The sequence below is a fragment of the Anaeromyxobacter diazotrophicus genome, assembly GCF_013340205.1.
Lineage (GTDB): Bacteria > Myxococcota > Myxococcia > Myxococcales > Anaeromyxobacteraceae > Anaeromyxobacter_A > Anaeromyxobacter_A diazotrophicus.
Window position 1 is genome coordinate 132,534 of sequence record NZ_BJTG01000007.1, and the last position, 15,242, is coordinate 147,775.

The following is a 15,242-nucleotide window of genomic DNA, read 5'->3' on the forward strand; positions in this document are numbered from 1 at the left end:
GTGACGGTGCGCGCCGGGCCTACATGAAGCCGATGCGGCGGGTGCCCGCCAGCACCCGGCTCACCTCGTCCACGAGGCCCAGGTCGCGGCAGCCCTGCAGGAAGGCGAGCGTGTCGCGCTCGGGCGCGCGCGCCAGGAGCACCAGGTCCCGGACCGTCTTCGTCCCGTCGGCGTGGGTGAGCAGCGAGGCCTCCGCCGCGGAGAGGTCGAGCTCGTGGAGCGGGAAGGGGCCATCGGCGCGGGGGGCGAGCGCCAGCCGCCCGGGCAGCCCGGCGCGGAGCGCCTCGAGCCGGCTCGCGCGGCGGTGCCCCTCCAGCACGAGGTCGCCCAGCGCGACGTCGATGGGGACGCGGCGCCTCCGCGGCAGGGCCCCCGTCACCACCCGGTAGGCGCCGTCGCTCCAGCCGAAGGTGCTCCAGACGATCTCGCGCACCTGCTCGGTCACCCGGTGCGCCCGCCCGGCCTCGTCGAGCCGCCCCTGCGCGACCAGCGCCTCGCCCAGCGAGGCGTCCGGGGGGAGCTCCGCCATCAGGGCGGCGTGCTCCTCGCGCGTGAGCAGCCCCTCGGCGACGCAGCGGGCGCCGAACCGCTCCGCGGCCAGGTTCGAGGTGGCGAACACGGGGTGCCCGCCGTCGAGCAGGACGACCTTCTTCACCGCCCCGCGCCCGAGGGTGAGCGCCCCGGTGAACCGCGCGGCGTACAGCGTCACGAGGAGCTTCGGGACGGTGGTGCGCTCGAGCGAGCCCTCCGGCAGCGCCGGTGCGTCCCGCGGCAGCGCGATGGGCACCGGGGTGACGGAGGGGAGCGGCAGCTCCAGCCCCTGCGCCGGCGGGCGCACGAGCGGGACGCCCGGCAGCGTGTCGTCGAGCGCCGGCCGGGCGGGGGAGAAGATGAGGCTGTCGAGCTCCGTCAGGTCCGGCTCCGGCTCGACCTGAAGCTGCTCGGGCGCGGCCGGGATCGGGAGCGGGGGCGGCGAGGACGCGATCGGGGTCGGAGTCGGGGTCGGGGACGCGGTCGCGGTCGCGCTCGCGGTCGCCGTCGGGGTCGAGGTCGAGGTCGCCGTCGCCGTCGCCGTCGGGGTCGGAGCTGGGACCTCGGTCGGGCTCGGAGCCGGGCTCGGAACCGGGCTCGGAACCGGGCTCGGAACCGGGCTCGGAACCGGGCTCGGGGCCGCGGTCGCGGTCGGGATCGCGGTCGGGATCGGGGTCGGCGCCCGCTGCGCCGCCGGCGCCGCCACCCCGTACGCCGGCTCGGTATCCGGATCGAACGCCCCCGGCATCGCCTGCGCCAGCGTCGCCAGGGCCCGCTCCATCCGGAACGGCTTCTCCAGATAGGCGAGCACCCCGAACTGCCGCGCCAGGACCTCGTACCGGCTCCCCCGCAGCACGCCCGAGACCGCGACGCAGGGCAGCCCGCGATCGCGCAGCGCCACCAGGAACACGTCCCCGCGCACGTCGGCGAGCGGCAGGTCCACCAGGACCGCGTCCACCCCGCCGGCGTCGATCCGCGCCAGCGCCTCGCGCCCGCCGCGGCAGGGGACGACCTCGGCGCCCTGCGGCACGGCCGCCGCCGCCGCGGCCTGCGCCAGGTCCTCGTCCTCGCCGACGACGAGCACGCGCTTTCCTTCGAGCAGCACCCTCGGAATCTACCAGCGGCGGGGAGGGTGGTCGAGGCGCCGGGCCCGCCCGAGCCCTGGCGCGAGCCCCGCCCGGCCGCTACCCTGCGCGCGTGCGCCTCGCCTTCCACCACCTCGCCGTGCAGTGCGCCGATCTCGCCGCCTGCGAGCGGTTCTACCGCGAGGTGCTGGAGCTCGAGGTGGTGCGCCGCTGGCCGCGCGAGGACGGCCAGGACCGCGCCGTCTGGCTCGGGGTGGGGGACGGGTTCTTGGCGCTGGAGCGCGCCGACGAGCCGCCGCCGCCGAGCGGCTTCCGGAGCGGCCGGGGCGGGCTGCACCTCCTCGCGCTCCGCATCGCGCCCGCCGAGCGCGCCCGCTGGGAGGCGCGGCTCGCCGAGCTGCGCGTCCCGGTCGTCCACCGCACGCGCTGGACGCTCTACCTGCGCGACCCGGAGGGCAACCGCATCGGTCTCTCCCACCACCCGGACGACGCGCCGTGATCTTCGACCGCCGCCGCTACGGGAAGGACAACTACGTCTACCTGCTCGCGGACGGCGCCGACGCGGCCCTGGTCGACCCCGGCGACGCGGCGGCGGCGCTGGCGCTGGCGAGCGCGCACGGGCTCCGCCCCCGCTTCGTCCTGCACACCCACGGCCACCCCGACCACACCGGTGGCACGGCGGAGGTGGTGCGGCAGCTCGGCGCGCGCGTGCTGGGCGGCGGCGGCGACGCGCGGTGGTACCGGCCCGACGAGGATCTGGCGGGCGCGGGGGAGCTCGCGCTCGGGGCGCTGCGGCTGCGGGTCCACCCTGCGCCCGGCCACACGCCCGGCTCGGTGCTGTACGCCTGGGAGGGCCGCCTCCTCACCGGCGACACCTTGTTCTGGGGCGGCGCGGGGAACTGCCGCCACGGCGGCGATCCGGCCCGCCTGGCCGAGACGTTCCTCGGGGTGGTGGCGCCGCTCGACGGCGGACTTCGAGTGTACCCCGGCCACGACTACGCCGAGGCGAACCTGCCCTTCGCGCTCGACCTCGAGCCCGGCAACGCCGCCGCCCGGGCGCAGCTCGAGGCCGCCCGGGCGGCGCGCGCGCGCGGCGAGGAGCCCGCCGCCACGACCCTCGCCGACGAGCGGGCCGCGAACCCGTTCTTGCGGGCGGAGGAGCTCCGGCCGGAGCTCCTCCGGCGGGGCCTGCCGTGCCGCGACGCGCGCGAAGCGTTCGTGGCGCTGCGCGGGCTGCGCGACGCCTGGCGGGGGTGACCGCGTGCGCCTCCTCCTCCGCGCCGCGCTCCGCGCGCCCCTCGCCGCCGCGCTGCTCCACCCCGCGCCGTCGCCGGGCGCCGGGAGCGCGCCGCCCGCCTCCGTCCGCTGCGCCGCCACCGGCGCGCCGTCGCTGCGGGACGCCGCCTCCAACCTGTCGGTCGTGCGCGCCGCCACCCGGCGGGCGGCGCGGCGCGAGGCGCTGCGGCGCTGCCGGGCGGCGGTGGCCGCGTTGCCCCTGGCCGCCGGGGGCACGGTGGGGGAGGGGCTGAAGCGCGACCGGGCGCTCGCGGGCGCGGTGGACGCCGCCCTCCACGGCGCGCGGCTCGCCTCGGCGCTGCGCTACTTCGCGGACGGCGGCGTGGCGCTCGAGTACGAGGTGCGGCTCGACGGCGCCCTCGGGCAGGCGCTCGCCCGGGGCGGGGCGCCCTGATGCCGCGGCGCCTCACGCTGCCGAACGCGCTCACCGCCTCGCGCATCGTCCTCGCGCCGGTCTTCCTCGTCCTCTACGCGCGGGGCGACACGGTGCGGGCGCTGGCCGCCTTCGCCGCCGCGGCGGCCACCGACGTGCTCGACGGGCTCGCCGCCCGGGTGCTCCGGCAGCACTCGCGGCTGGGCGCGTTCCTCGACCCCATCGCGGACAAGTTCCTGGCCGCGTGCGCGCTCTTCGCGCTCTGGCAGCGCGGCCGGCTGCCGCTCTGGCTGCCGCTGCTCGTCATCTCGCGCGACGCGGCGCAGCTCGCCGGGGCGGCGGCGCTGCGCTGGCTGCGCCGCGAGATCCCGGTCGCCCCCACCCGGATCGGCAAGTACGCCACCTTCGGCATCGCGGCGACCGTGGTCCTCTCGCTCGCGGCCGAGTTCCTCGCCTGGCCGCCCCGGCAGGTCGCGCCGGTGGTGGCCGCGCTGGGCCTCGTCGCGGCCGAGTGCGTCACGGTGAGCTGGTTCCAGTATTTCCTGTACTTCGTGCGCAGCGCGCGGGTGCCGGCCGACACGCCCTGATCGCGCGGCCCCACCCTCGAGTGGCGCCCGCTTACCAGGCGGCCGGGCGGGCCTTATGCTCTCCCCAGGATGGGGCGCAAGCTCAAGCTGGTCATCTCGGACTTCCACCTGGGGAAGGGGCCGTACCGCGAGGACGGCTCCGTGAACGTCTTCGAGGACTTCCGGGCCGACGGCAAGTTCACCGAGTTCCTCGACTACCACCGCTCGGGCGACCACGCCGACGACGAGGTCGAGCTCGTGGTCAACGGCGACTTCTTCAACCTGCTCTCGGTGGATCTCGACGGGCGGCTCAACGACGCCATCACCGAGCGGGTGGCGGTGGAGAAGACCGAGGCCATCATCCGCGGCCACCCGCTGGTGTTCGAGGCGTTGCGCCGGTTCGCGGCGGCGCCGGGCCACGCGGTGGTCTTCATGATGGGGAACCACGACCCCGGCATCCTCTTCGCCGGCGTGCGCGAGGCGGTGAGCGCCGCGGTGGGCGGCAAGCACGCCTACCTCCTCGACACCTACGACTTCGACGGCGTCCACATCGAGCACGGCATGCAGCACGAGCCGATGAACGCCTTCAACACCCAGCGTTACTTCGTGGAGCGGGGCGGGGAGCTCTCGCTCAACCTGCCGCTCGGCTCCCGCTACATCATCGAGGTGCTGAACCGGGAGAAGGCGCTCCGGCCGTACATCGACAAGGTGGCGCCGTTCCGGCGCTACTTCGCCTGGGCGCTCCTCAACGACCCGGCGGTCGTGTTCAAGATCTCGGCCAAGAGCGTCGACTTCGCGCTGCGCGCGATGCTGAAGAAGATCCCTTACGTCGACGAGGTGTCGCCGACGGAGATCCTGCAGCGGCTGGTGCTGTACACCGCCTTCCCCACGCTGGAGCGGGAGGCGAAGCACCTCCTCGGCCGGCGGGGCTTCCACACCGTCATCATGGGCCACACCCACGTCCCGCTTTACCGTGAGTACGCGCGGGACCGGGTCTACATCAACACCGGCACCTGGAACGCGATGACCTCGCTCGACATGGGCAGCCTCGGGCGGACGACGCAGCTCACCTACGCGCACGTCGAGTGGGTGGAGGGGCGGCCGCGGGCCCGCCTGCGCGAGTGGCGCGGCCTGCAGCGGCCGGCGGAGGATGTCTTCTTTTAGATCGGGGGCTGCGCCCCCGCCCGCGTGGGCGCCCTCGCGGTGCGCCGGGCGCGCGCGACACGCGTTGACACCCCGGCCCGCGGCGGGTAGAAACGCTGCGCTGCAGGCCCGTAGCTCAGTGGTAGAGCATCACCTTGACACGGTGGGGGTCGTCGGTTCGATACCGACCGGGCCTACCAAGAGACGGACGAGGGGCTGGCGGAGACGCCGGCCCCTCTCTTTTTTTTCGGCCGGCGGCTCAGGCGCAGCGCGTCAGCTCGGAGACGAGCTGCATCGGCTCGTCCGGCTCGGGCGGCAGCTCGATGGGGCAGAGCGCCGCGCGCTGCGGCCCGGTGACGCCGTGCCGCGCCAGCGCGCAGGCGAGGTCCTCCTCGGTGGCGAGCACCGGGTCGACCGGGAGCCCGGCCGCGAACGCGACCTCGTCCACGAGCGCCAGGTCGTCCGCCGCCGCGAAGGCGACCACGAGCCGCCCGGCCCGGCCGCCCGGGACGTGCTCCAGCGGCAGGACGCGGCGGCGCGCCATGAAGGCCCGGGGGAGCCGCTGGAGCACGGCCGCCGGCACCCAGCGGTCGCCGAGGGTGATGGGCGGCACGCCGGCCTGGCGCGCCGCCACCGCGAGGAGCTCGCCCGCCGTCACCATCCGTAGCCGGAGGAGCGACTCGCCCAGGCGGCAGCCCCACTGGCGCTGGTGCGCGAGCGCGCTCGCGAGCTGGTCGTCCGCCACCAGCCCCGCCTGCTTCAGCATCTGGCCGATCAGGACTCGCCCCATGGCCGCCTCGCCGTCGAACCTCGACGTGGACCCATGATGTCCAGATTGCGATCCGCGCACCATCCCAGGGTCCACCGACAGCCTCGGTCGCGGCGGCCGGCGGCGGACGCGCCAGCTCCCGCTGGCGTTTTTCCCGCGCCGAGGGTACGGAAGGCGCATGTCCGACCTCGTCCGCGTCACGCTCCCCGACGGCTCGTCCAAGGAGGCGCCCCGGGGCACCCGCATCGCCGACTTCGTGAAGGAGCAGATCGGGCCGGGGCTCGCCAAGGCGGCCTACTTCGCCAAGCTCGACGGGCAGCCGGTGGACCTGGCGCGGCCCATCGAGCGCGACGCCCGGCTCGAGGTGGTGACCACGAAGAGCCCGGAGGCGCTGGAGGTGGCGCGCCACGACGCCGCCCACGTCCTGGCGAGCGTGGTGCAGCGGCTCTACCCCGACACCCAGGTCACCATCGGCCCGGCGGTCGAGGACGGCTTCTACTACGACTTCGCCCGCGAGAAGCCCTTCACGCCGGAAGATCTGGAGAAGATCGAGCAGGGCATCGCCGCGGAGATCAAGGCGGACCACCCGTTCGTCCGGGACGAGATCTCCATGGACGCCGCCCTCGGGCTCTTCGAGGGGAAGGGCGAGAAGTTCAAGGTCGAGATCGTGAAGGACATCGCCCAGAAGGGCGCGAAGACCCTCACCCTCTACCGGCACGGCGACTGGGTCGACTTCTGCCTCGGGCCGCACGGGCCGTCCACCGGCCGGCTGGGCGCGGTGAAGCTCATGAGCGTCGCCGGCGCCTACTGGCGCGGCGATCCGAAGAACCCGATGCTGCAGCGCATCTACGGCACCCAGTTCTTCGACAAGAAGCAGCTGGACGCGCACCTGGCGCGGCTCGAGGAGGCGAAGAAGCGCGACCACCGCAAGCTCGGCCCCGCGCTCGGCCTCTTCACCTTCCACGAGTACGCGCCCGGCGCCGCCTTCTGGCTGCCGCACGGCACCACCGTCTTCAACGTGCTGCGCGACGCCATGAACCGCCTGGTGAAGAAGAACGGCTACCAGGAGGTGAAGACGCCGCTCCTCTTCAACAAGCGGCTCTGGGAGACCTCCGGGCACTGGGGCAAGTACCGCGAGAACATGTTCCTCGTCCTCGACACCGAGGCCGACCCGAGCCTGCCGCTCGAGGAGCGCTTCACCCAGTCGCTGAAGCCCATGAACTGCCCGTCGCACCACCTCATCTACAAGATGGGCAAGCGCAGTTACCGCGAGCTGCCGCTCCGCTACTTCACCTCCGACGTGCTCCACCGCAACGAGGCGTCGGGCTCGCTGGGCGGCCTCACCCGCGTGCGGCAGTTCCAGCAGGACGACTCGCACATCTACCTGATGGAGTCGCAGGTCCAGGCCGAGGTGGCGCGCATCGTCGGGCTCATGAAGCAGGTGTACGGCGCGTTCGATCTCCCGTTCAGCGCGCGCTTCGCCACCCGGCCCGCCCAGCGCATCGGCGACGACGCGCTGTGGGACCGGGCGGAGGGCGCGCTCGAGCAGGCGCTGAAGAGCCTCGACCTGCCGTACACCGTGAACGCCGGCGACGGCGCCTTCTACGGCCCGAAGATCGACTTCGCGGTGACCGACTCGCTCGGCCGCACCTGGCAGCTCTGCACCATCCAGCTCGACTACGCCGCCCCGGAGCGCTTCGACCTCACCTACGTGGGCGACGACAACCGGGAGCACCGGCCGGTGGTGATCCACCGCGCCATCTACGGCTCCTTCGAGCGCTTCATCGCCATCCTCACCGAGCACTACGCCGGCGCCTTCCCGGCCTGGGTGGCGCCGGTGCAGGCGCGGGTGGTGACGGTCTCGGACCGGTTCGAGGAGTGGGGGGCGACGGTGGTGGAGCGGCTCGAGGCGGCCGGCTACCGCGCCGAGCTCGACCGGAGCAGCGACACGCTCGGCGGCAAGATCCGCAACGCCCAGCTCGCCAAGATCCCGTTCTCGCTCATCGTGGGCGAGAAGGAGGTCCAGGCGCAGGGCGTCGCGCCGCGCCGCCACGGCGGCGAGGACCTGAAGACGATGTCGCTCGACGCGTTCGTGGACCTGCTGAAGCGCGAGGCGACGCCGCCGTTCTGACCCTCGTACCCGGGGCGCGGTCCGAACCGTCCGCGCGGGAGTCGGGGTGGCCACTCGCCGGAGCGCAGCCGGCCTGCGGGCGGATTCCGCTCTCCGTACGGCCGGCCAGCAAGGCCGGTGCCACGCCGGCGTTGGAGCTCGACGTGCCGAGGCGGCGTGGCACGTTGCCTTGCTTGGCGGAGAGCGCTTCCCCGACCGATCGACAGTCCCAGCCCGGAAGGCCGTTGGCGAGCACCGCCGAGTGGCCGCCCCGACGCACGCAGCACGCGAACGATCTGCGGCCCGACCGTGCGTCCACCCACCGTGCCGGCGGAACCGCTCTTCTCGCTATTGACGGGTCGCATGGTTGCCGCTAGGCTCGCCGGACGATGTCATTCCGTGGCAGCGAGCTGCGACTTCTTAGCCGGGCGGTAGGGGCCCGGCGAGTAGCCTAGTTCGCGCCGCGACCTCTTCCGCCGACCCCGGCTGAAGAGGTCCCTCGACAGGCGAGACCACTCTTCAGCCCCTTCACAGGAGCTGGAGCGCCATGTCGAACCGAAGCGTCGTCCCCCCGTCCATCTGTGCTGTAGGCAGTCCGGTTACAGCGACCGGCAACTCTGGTAAGGTCGATGGTTCACCGCAACGCAACGGCGCCCCCGCGCCCGACCGGAAAGGAGCAGGCCCCGTGAGCGAGCCTGGCCAGGATCGCGTCGTCGTCTTCGACACCACGCTGCGCGACGGAGAGCAGTCGCCCGGGGCGTCGATGAACCTCTCCCAGAAGCTCCGGGTGGGGAAGGCGCTGGCCGAGCTGGGGGTGGACGTCATCGAGGCCGGCTTCGCCGCCGCCTCCCCGGGCGACTTCGAGGCCATCCAGGCCATCGCGCGCCAGGTCGAGGGCCCGGCCATCTGCAGCCTGTCGCGGTCGAGCAAGGGCGACATCGAGGCCTCCTGGAACGCGCTCAAGGACGCGCCCCGGAAGCGCATCCACGTCTTCCTGGCCACGAGCCCCATCCACCGCGACTTCAAGCTCAAGATGGCGAAGGAGGAGATCATCCGCCGCGCCGTCGACGGCGTGAAGCTCGCCCGCGAGAAGTGCGAGGACATCGAGTTCTCCACCGAGGACGCCGCCCGCACCGAGCTCGAGTTCCTGGCCGAGGTGGTGGAGCGGGTCATCGAGGCGGGCGCGACCACCCTCAACATCCCGGACACGGTGGGCTACGCGCTGCCGCAGACCTACGCGGAGACGCTCTCGTACCTCAAGAAGCACGTCCGCGGCATCGACCGCGTCATCCTGTCGGTCCACTGCCACAACGACCTCGGCCTGGCGGTGGCGAACAGCCTGGCCGGCGTCATGGTGGGCGCCCGCCAGGTCGAGTGCACCATCAACGGCATCGGCGAGCGGGCCGGGAACGCCTCGCTGGAAGAGATCGTCATGGCCATCAAGACGCGCGCCGACGTGCTGCGCGTCGCGACCGGCGTGAAGACCGAGCGGCTCTACCCGACGAGCCGGCTGGTGGCGCAGGTGACCGGCCTCCAGGTCCAGCGGAACAAGGCCATCGTGGGCCAGAACGCCTTCGCGCACGAGGCGGGCATCCACCAGCACGGCATGCTCACCCACCGCGAGACCTACGAGATCATGCGCCCGGAGGAGGTCGGCTTCAGCCGCAGCTCGCTCGTGCTGGGCAAGCACTCCGGGCGACACGCGCTGAAGGAGCGGCTCTCCGCCCTCGGCTACAAGCTCGAGGACGCGCAGCTCGACAAGGTGTTCGGCGAGTTCAAGGTGCTGTGCGACAAGAAGAAGGAGATCTACGACGCCGACCTGGAGGCGCTCGTGATCCACGGCCAGATCCTGGCCCCCGGCCAGCGCGCCTGGGAGCTCGAGGCGCTCTCCACCACCAGCGGCACCGGCACCCTGCCGGCCGCCTCCATCGCGCTGCGCAACCGCGCGGGCGAGCGCTTCCAGGAGGCGTGCGGCGGCGACGGCCCGGTCGACGCGGTGTTCAAGGCCATCGAGCGCATCACCGGCATCTCCGGCAAGCTCAGCGACTACCAGATCCAGAGCGTCACGGTGGGCGAGGACGCGCAGGGCGAGGTGGTGCTCGAGGTGGAGCACGAGACCGGCGTCTACCGCGGCCGGGCGCTCTCCACCGACGTCATCGAGGGCTCGGCGCGCGCCTACCTCGACGTCGTGAACCGCATCGCGCTCAAGCAGCCCGCCGTCCCGGCCGAGGCCGCGGCGGTACGGGAGCTCGGCACCGTGTAGCGGCGCGCGAGAGGGACACGCACCCGTCCGCGCCGCGCGCAGGCCCGGGCCGCCCCACGGCCCGGGCCGAGCCGGAGCGCCACCCAACGACGAGAGGATCGACACCGATGTCGCCGACGCAGCCCCAACCCCGCACCCTCTTCGAGAAGGTCTGGGACGCCCACGTCGTGAAGCCCGAGACCGGCGACACGCCGGCCGTGCTCTACGTCGACCTGCACCTCGTCCACGAGGTGACCACCCCGCAGGCGTTCTCCTTGCTCGCGGCGCGCGGGCTGCCGCTCCGGCGGCCCGACCGCACGCTCGGCACCATGGACCACTCGACGCCCACCACGCCGCGCGGCGCGGACGGGCGGTGGGTGTACGGCGACGCGCAGGCCGAGGCGCAGGTGCAGCGGCTGGTCGAGAACTGCCGCGCCTTCGGCGTCGAGCTGCACGGGCTGGGCGACCCGGCGCAGGGCATCGTCCACGTCATCGGGCCGGAGCTGGGCGCGACCCAGCCCGGCATGACGGTGGTCTGCGGCGACAGCCACACCGCCACCCACGGCGCGTTCGGCGCCCTGGCCTTCGGCATCGGCACCTCCGAGGTGGGGCACGTCCTCGCCACCCAGTGTCTCCTGCAGCGGCGCCCGAAGACGCTCCGCGTCCACGTCGAGGGCCGGCTCGCGCCGGGCGTCTCGGCCAAGGACCTCATCCTCGCCGTCATCGCCAAGCTCGGCGTCGGCGGCGGCACCGGCCACGTCGCCGAGTACGCCGGCCCGGCCATCCGCGCGCTCGGGATGGACGAGCGGATGACGCTCTCCAACATGTCGATCGAGATGGGGGCGCGGGCCGGCATGATCGCGCCCGACGACACGACCTTCCAGTACCTCGCCGGACGGCCCAAGGCGCCGCAGGGCGCCGCCTTCGACGCGGCGGTCGCGCGGTGGCGCGGGCTCCCCACCGACGCGGGCGCGCGCTTCGACCGCGAGGTGTCGATCGACGCCGCGGCGCTCGAGCCGATGATCACCTGGGGGACGAACCCGGCGCAGGCGGCCCCGGTGACGGGCGCCGTCCCCGACCCGGCGCAGGCGCCGGACGCCGCCGCGCGGGCCTCGCTCGAGGGCGCGCTCCGCTACATGGGGCTCCGCCCCGGCCAGGCGCTGCTCGGCCAGAAGGTGGACGTGGTCTTCATCGGGAGCTGCACCAACTCGCGCCTGCCCGACCTGCGCGAGGCGGCCCGGGTCATGAGGGGCCGCAAGGTGAAGCTCCGCACGCTGGTGGTCCCCGGCTCGGCGGCGGTGAAGCGCCAGGCCGAGGCGGAGGGGCTCGACCGCGTCTTCCGCGACGCGGGCGCCGAGTGGCGCGAGCCGGGCTGCTCGATGTGCATCGCCATGAACGGCGACCGCATCGAGCGGGGCCAGTACTGCGTCTCGACCTCGAACCGGAACTTCGAGGGGCGCCAGGGCGCCGGCGGCCGCACGCTGCTCGCCAGCCCCGCCACCGCCGCCGCGGCTGCCGTGGCCGGCGCGGTGGCCGACCCCCGCCGCCTGGAGGTGCTCTAGTGGAACCGCTGCGCGCGATCCGGAGCCGGACGGTGGTGCTCCCCCGCGAGAACGTCGACACCGATCAGATCATCCCGGCCCGCTTCCTCAAGGTCACCGACAAGGTCGGCCTGGGGAAGGCGCTCTTCAGCGACTGGCGCTACGACGAGGCGGGCGCGCCCCGCCCCGACTTCGCCCTCAACCGCCCCGAGGCGCGGGGCTGCCGCATCCTGGTGGCCGGCGACAACTTCGGCTGCGGCAGCTCGCGCGAGCACGCGCCGTGGGCGCTCGTCGACGCCGGCTTCCAGGCGGTGATCTCGACCTCCATCGCGGACATCTTCCGCAACAACGCGCTCAAGAACGGGCTGGTGCCGGTGGTGGTCGACCGCGCGGCGCACGCCGCGCTCCTGGCCGCCCCCGGCGCCGAGGTGACCGTCAGCCTCGAGGACCGCACCGTCGCGCTGCCCGGCGGCGGGACCGCCAGCTTCCCCATCGACGCCTTCGCCCGCTACTGCCTCATGAACGGGGTGGACGAGCTCGGGTACCTGCTCGGCGAGGGCGAGGCCATCTCCGCCTTCGAGCGCGCGCGGGGTGAGCGGTGAGCGCGCTCGCCCACGGCAGCCCGCGGGTGAGCGCCCACCTGGCGGTCCTGGCCGGCGACGGCATCGGGCCGGAGGTGACCGCGCAGGCCGTCCGGGTGCTGCGCGCCGTCGCCGAGGCGTACGGCCACATCTTCGAGCTCGAGCCGGCGCTGGTGGGCGGCGCCGCCATCGACGCCACCGGCGCGCCGCTCCCGCCGGAGACGCTCGCGCTCTGCCAGCGCGCCGACGCGGTGCTCTTCGGCGCCATCGGCGGCCCGCGCTGGGGCCCGTCCGACAAGGTCCGGCCGGAGCAGGGGCTGCTCGCCCTGCGCAAGGGGCTGGGGCTCTTCGCGAACCTGCGGCCGGTGACGGTGAACCCGCGCCTGGCCGCCGCGTCGCCGCTCAAGCCGGAGCTGCTGGCCGGGGTGGACCTGGTCGTGGTGCGCGAGCTCACGGGCGGGCTGTACTTCGGCGAGAAGCGGCGCGACGCGGCCTCCGCCTTCGACGCCTGCGTCTACACGGTGCCGGAGATCGAGCGGGTGGTGCGGGTGGCGGCGCGGCTGGCGCAGCGGCGCAAGAAGCGCCTCACCAGCGTCGACAAGGCGAACGTCCTCGAGACCTCGCGCCTGTGGCGCGAGACCGCCGAGCGGGTGGTGCGGACCGAGTTCCCGGACGTCGCCCTCGAGCACCAGCTCGTCGACTCGTGCGCCATGCTGCTCGTCACGCGCCCGGCCGCCTTCGACGTGATCGTGACCGAGAACATGTTCGGCGACATCCTCACCGACGAGGCCTCGGTGCTGGCGGGGTCGATCGGCCTGTTGCCGTCGGCCTCGCTGGGGGAGGGGCCGCGCGGCCTCTACGAGCCCATCCACGGCTCGGCGCCCGACATCGCGGGGAAGGGGATCGCGAACCCGTACGGCACCATCCTCAGCGCGGCCATGCTCCTCCGCCTCTCGCTCGGCCTCGCGCCGGAGGCGGCGGTGGTGGAGGCGGCGGTGGCGGACGCGCTCGCGCGCGGCGTGCTCACCGCCGATCTCACCCGGGAGCGGCCGGTCGGCACCGAGGAGGCCGGCACCGCCGTCATCCACGCCCTGAAGAGGCTCGCCGTCTAGCCGCCGCGGACGAGGACCCAGCGCCGTGAGCGACTTCGATCCCCGCCACCAGAGCCGCCACCTCTACGACGGCTACGATCGCGCGCCGGCGCGGGCGATGATGCACGCCATCGGCTTCAGCCGGGCGGACCTCCAGAAGCCCTGCATCCTGGTGGCCAACACCTGGATCGAGACGATGCCCTGCAACTACCACCTGCGCCGGCTGGCGGAGGTGGTGAAGGAGGGCATCCGCGCCGCGGGCGGGACGCCCATGGAGATGAACACCGTCGCCATCAGCGACGGGGTCGCCATGGGCACCGAGGGGATGAAGGCCTCGCTGGTGAGCCGGGAGGTGATCGCCGACTCGATCGAGCTGGTCGGGCGCGGGCACTGGTTCGACGGCGTGGTGGCGCTGGTCGGCTGCGACAAGACCATCCCGGGCGCGGCGCTGGCGCTCCTGCGGCTGAACCTCCCCGGCCTCGTGCTCTACGGCGGGTCGATCGCGCCCGGCCGCCTCGACGGGCAGGACATCACCATCCAGCACGTCTTCGAGGCGGTCGGCGCCTTCGCGGCAGGCAGGATCGACGCCCGCCAGCTGGAGCGGGTGGAGGACGCGGCCTGCCCGGGCGCGGGCGCCTGCGGCGGGCAGTACACCGCCAACACCATGGCGCTCGGGCTCGAGTTCCTGGGGCTGTCGCCGGTCGGCTACAACACCATCCCGGCCACGGATCCGCGCAAGGAGCCGGCCACCCGCGAGGCGGGGCGGCTCGTCATGGACGTGCTGGCGAAGGGGCTCCGCCCGCGCGAGGTCGTGACCCGCGCCTCGCTCGAGAACGCCATCGCCGGGGTCGCCACCACCGGCGGCTCCACCAACGCGGTGCTGCACCTCTCGGCCATCGCGCGGGAGACGGGCCTGCCGCTCGAGCTCGCCGACTTCGATCGCGTCTCGCGGCGGACGCCCATCTACACCAGCCTCATGCCGGGCGGCGAGTTCGCCGCGCCGCACCTCGACGCCGCGGGCGGCACGCGGCTCGTCTGGAAGCGGCTGCAGGACGAGGGGCTCGTCGACGGCGCGCAGCGCGCCGCCGACGGGAGGCCCTGGAGCGAGCACGCCGCCACGGCCCAGGAGACTCCCGGGCAGCGGGTGGTGGCCCCGGCCGGCCAGCCGTTCAAGGCGACGGGCGGCCTCGTCATCCTTACGGGCAACCTCGCGCCCGAGGGCGCGGTGGTGAAGATGGCCGGTCACGAGCGCCCGCGGCACGAGGGCCCGGCGCGCGTCTTCGATCGCGAGGAGGACGCGATGGCGGCGGTGAAGGCGAACGCCATCCGCCCCGGCGACGTGGTGGTCATCCGCTACGAGGGCCCGAAGGGCGGGCCCGGCATGCGCGAGATGCTGGGCGTCACCGCCGCGCTGGTGGGGCAGGGCCTCGGCGACTCGGTGGCGCTCCTCACCGACGGCCGGTTCAGCGGCGCCACCCGCGGGCTCATGATCGGGCACGTGGCGCCCGAGGCGGCGGTGGGCGGCCCCATCGCGGCGCTGCGGGACGGCGACCGGGTGGTCATCGACGCCGACGCGCGCTCGCTCTCGGTGAAGCTGGGCGCGGCCGAGCTGGCGCGGCGGATGAGGCGCTGGCGGCCGCCGGCGCCGCGCTACGGGCTCGGCGTGTTCGCGAAGTACGCCGCCCTCGTCTCGTCCGCCGCCGACGGGGCGGTGACGCGCGCCGCCCCCGCCGCGGCGCGCCCGGCCCAGGCGAAGGGGAAGGGGAAGGCCCCCGCCCGGAAGACCGCCGCGGCGGCGAAGCGGCGCCCGAGGCCCAAGGTGGCGGTACGCGGGCGGCGCGCCCGCTCGCGGTAGCCCGCAGCGGACGTGGCCGCCCACCCGAGGTCGAAGCCGACGCCAACCAACCTTTTTCG

At 74.2% G+C, this 15,242-nt stretch carries 13 protein-coding genes and 1 tRNA gene; 12 read left to right on the plus strand and 2 right to left on the minus strand.

Annotation, left to right across the window (positions count from 1 at the left end; translation table 11 throughout):
• Nucleotides 1-19 precede the first annotated feature (19 nt).
• Nucleotides 20-1,636, minus strand: coding sequence for a response regulator (locus HWY08_RS15035; RefSeq protein ID WP_176066632.1), 1,617 nt, complete (start codon nt 1,634-1,636; stop codon nt 20-22).
• A gap of 92 nt (nt 1,637-1,728) precedes the next feature.
• Between HWY08_RS15035 and HWY08_RS15040 the strand changes: the two genes are divergently transcribed.
• The 6 genes from HWY08_RS15040 (at nt 1,729) to HWY08_RS15065 (ending at nt 5,194) form a co-directional block, all read left to right on the plus strand.
• Nucleotides 1,729-2,115, plus strand: a complete 387-nt coding sequence (locus HWY08_RS15040) for a VOC family protein (RefSeq protein WP_176066634.1) — start codon at nt 1,729-1,731, stop codon at nt 2,113-2,115.
• Nucleotides 2,112-2,873, plus strand: a complete 762-nt coding sequence (locus HWY08_RS15045) for an MBL fold metallo-hydrolase (RefSeq protein WP_176066636.1) — start codon at nt 2,112-2,114, stop codon at nt 2,871-2,873. The genes HWY08_RS15040 and HWY08_RS15045 overlap by 4 nt, the downstream gene beginning before the upstream one ends.
• A gap of 4 nt (nt 2,874-2,877) precedes the next feature.
• On the plus strand, nt 2,878-3,306 hold the full coding sequence (locus HWY08_RS15050) for a hypothetical protein (protein WP_176066638.1): 429 nt from the start codon (nt 2,878-2,880) through the stop codon (nt 3,304-3,306).
• Entirely contained in the window at nt 3,306-3,872 is a 567-nt protein-coding gene (locus tag HWY08_RS15055) for a CDP-alcohol phosphatidyltransferase family protein (protein ID WP_176066640.1), read from the plus strand. Before HWY08_RS15050 ends, HWY08_RS15055 begins: the two co-directional genes overlap by 1 nt.
• A 69-nt stretch (nt 3,873-3,941) precedes the next feature.
• Nucleotides 3,942-5,015 carry a metallophosphoesterase gene (locus HWY08_RS15060; protein ID WP_176066642.1) on the plus strand — a complete coding sequence of 358 codons (1,074 nt, stop codon included), beginning with the start codon at nt 3,942-3,944 and terminating at the stop codon, nt 5,013-5,015.
• A gap of 104 nt (nt 5,016-5,119) precedes the next feature.
• A tRNA-Val gene (locus tag HWY08_RS15065) sits at nt 5,120-5,194 on the plus strand.
• 59 nt (nt 5,195-5,253) lie between these two features.
• Here the strand turns inward: HWY08_RS15065 and HWY08_RS15070 are convergent.
• Nucleotides 5,254-5,784, minus strand: a complete 531-nt coding sequence (locus HWY08_RS15070; RefSeq protein WP_176066644.1) for a GspE/PulE/PilB domain-containing protein — start codon at nt 5,782-5,784, stop codon at nt 5,254-5,256.
• A gap of 157 nt (nt 5,785-5,941) precedes the next feature.
• Between HWY08_RS15070 and thrS the strand changes: the two genes are divergently transcribed.
• From thrS to ilvD, 6 genes are all read left to right on the plus strand, one after another.
• On the plus strand, nt 5,942-7,894 hold the full coding sequence (gene thrS, locus HWY08_RS15075; protein ID WP_176066646.1) for a threonine--tRNA ligase: 1,953 nt from the start codon (nt 5,942-5,944) through the stop codon (nt 7,892-7,894).
• 664 nt (nt 7,895-8,558) lie between these two features.
• Nucleotides 8,559-10,136, plus strand: a complete 1,578-nt coding sequence (locus HWY08_RS15080; protein WP_176066648.1) for a 2-isopropylmalate synthase — start codon at nt 8,559-8,561, stop codon at nt 10,134-10,136.
• Nucleotides 10,137-10,243: 107 nt separating this feature from the next.
• A complete protein-coding gene (leuC, locus tag HWY08_RS15085; RefSeq protein ID WP_176066650.1) occupies nt 10,244-11,677 on the plus strand; it encodes a 3-isopropylmalate dehydratase large subunit in 1,434 nt (477 codons plus the stop codon).
• Nucleotides 11,677-12,258 (plus strand): 3-isopropylmalate dehydratase small subunit, encoded by a 582-nt coding sequence (gene leuD / locus HWY08_RS15090; protein WP_176066652.1) that lies wholly within the window; start codon nt 11,677-11,679, stop codon nt 12,256-12,258. The genes leuC and leuD overlap by 1 nt, the downstream gene beginning before the upstream one ends.
• Complete coding sequence (gene leuB / locus HWY08_RS15095) at nt 12,255-13,349, plus strand: 3-isopropylmalate dehydrogenase (protein WP_308469074.1); 1,095 nt, start codon at nt 12,255-12,257, stop codon at nt 13,347-13,349. Before leuD ends, leuB begins: the two co-directional genes overlap by 4 nt.
• Before the next feature lie 25 nt (nt 13,350-13,374).
• Nucleotides 13,375-15,183: a dihydroxy-acid dehydratase gene (gene ilvD, locus HWY08_RS15100; protein ID WP_176066654.1), complete on the plus strand. Its 1,809-nt coding sequence runs from the start codon at nt 13,375-13,377 to the stop codon at nt 15,181-15,183.
• Nucleotides 15,184-15,242 lie beyond the last annotated feature (59 nt).

Coding starts and splice junctions, on each gene's coding strand:
- HWY08_RS15055 (WP_176066640.1), top strand. CDS start 3,306: ATGCCGCGGCGCCTCACGCTGCCGAACGCGCTCACCGCCTCGCGCATC.
- HWY08_RS15060 (WP_176066642.1), top strand. CDS start 3,942: ATGGGGCGCAAGCTCAAGCTGGTCATCTCGGACTTCCACCTGGGGAAG.
- HWY08_RS15070 (WP_176066644.1), bottom strand. CDS start 5,784: ATGGGGCGAGTCCTGATCGGCCAGATGCTGAAGCAGGCGGGGCTGGTG.
- thrS (WP_176066646.1), top strand. CDS start 5,942: ATGTCCGACCTCGTCCGCGTCACGCTCCCCGACGGCTCGTCCAAGGAG.
- leuC (WP_176066650.1), top strand. CDS start 10,244: ATGTCGCCGACGCAGCCCCAACCCCGCACCCTCTTCGAGAAGGTCTGG.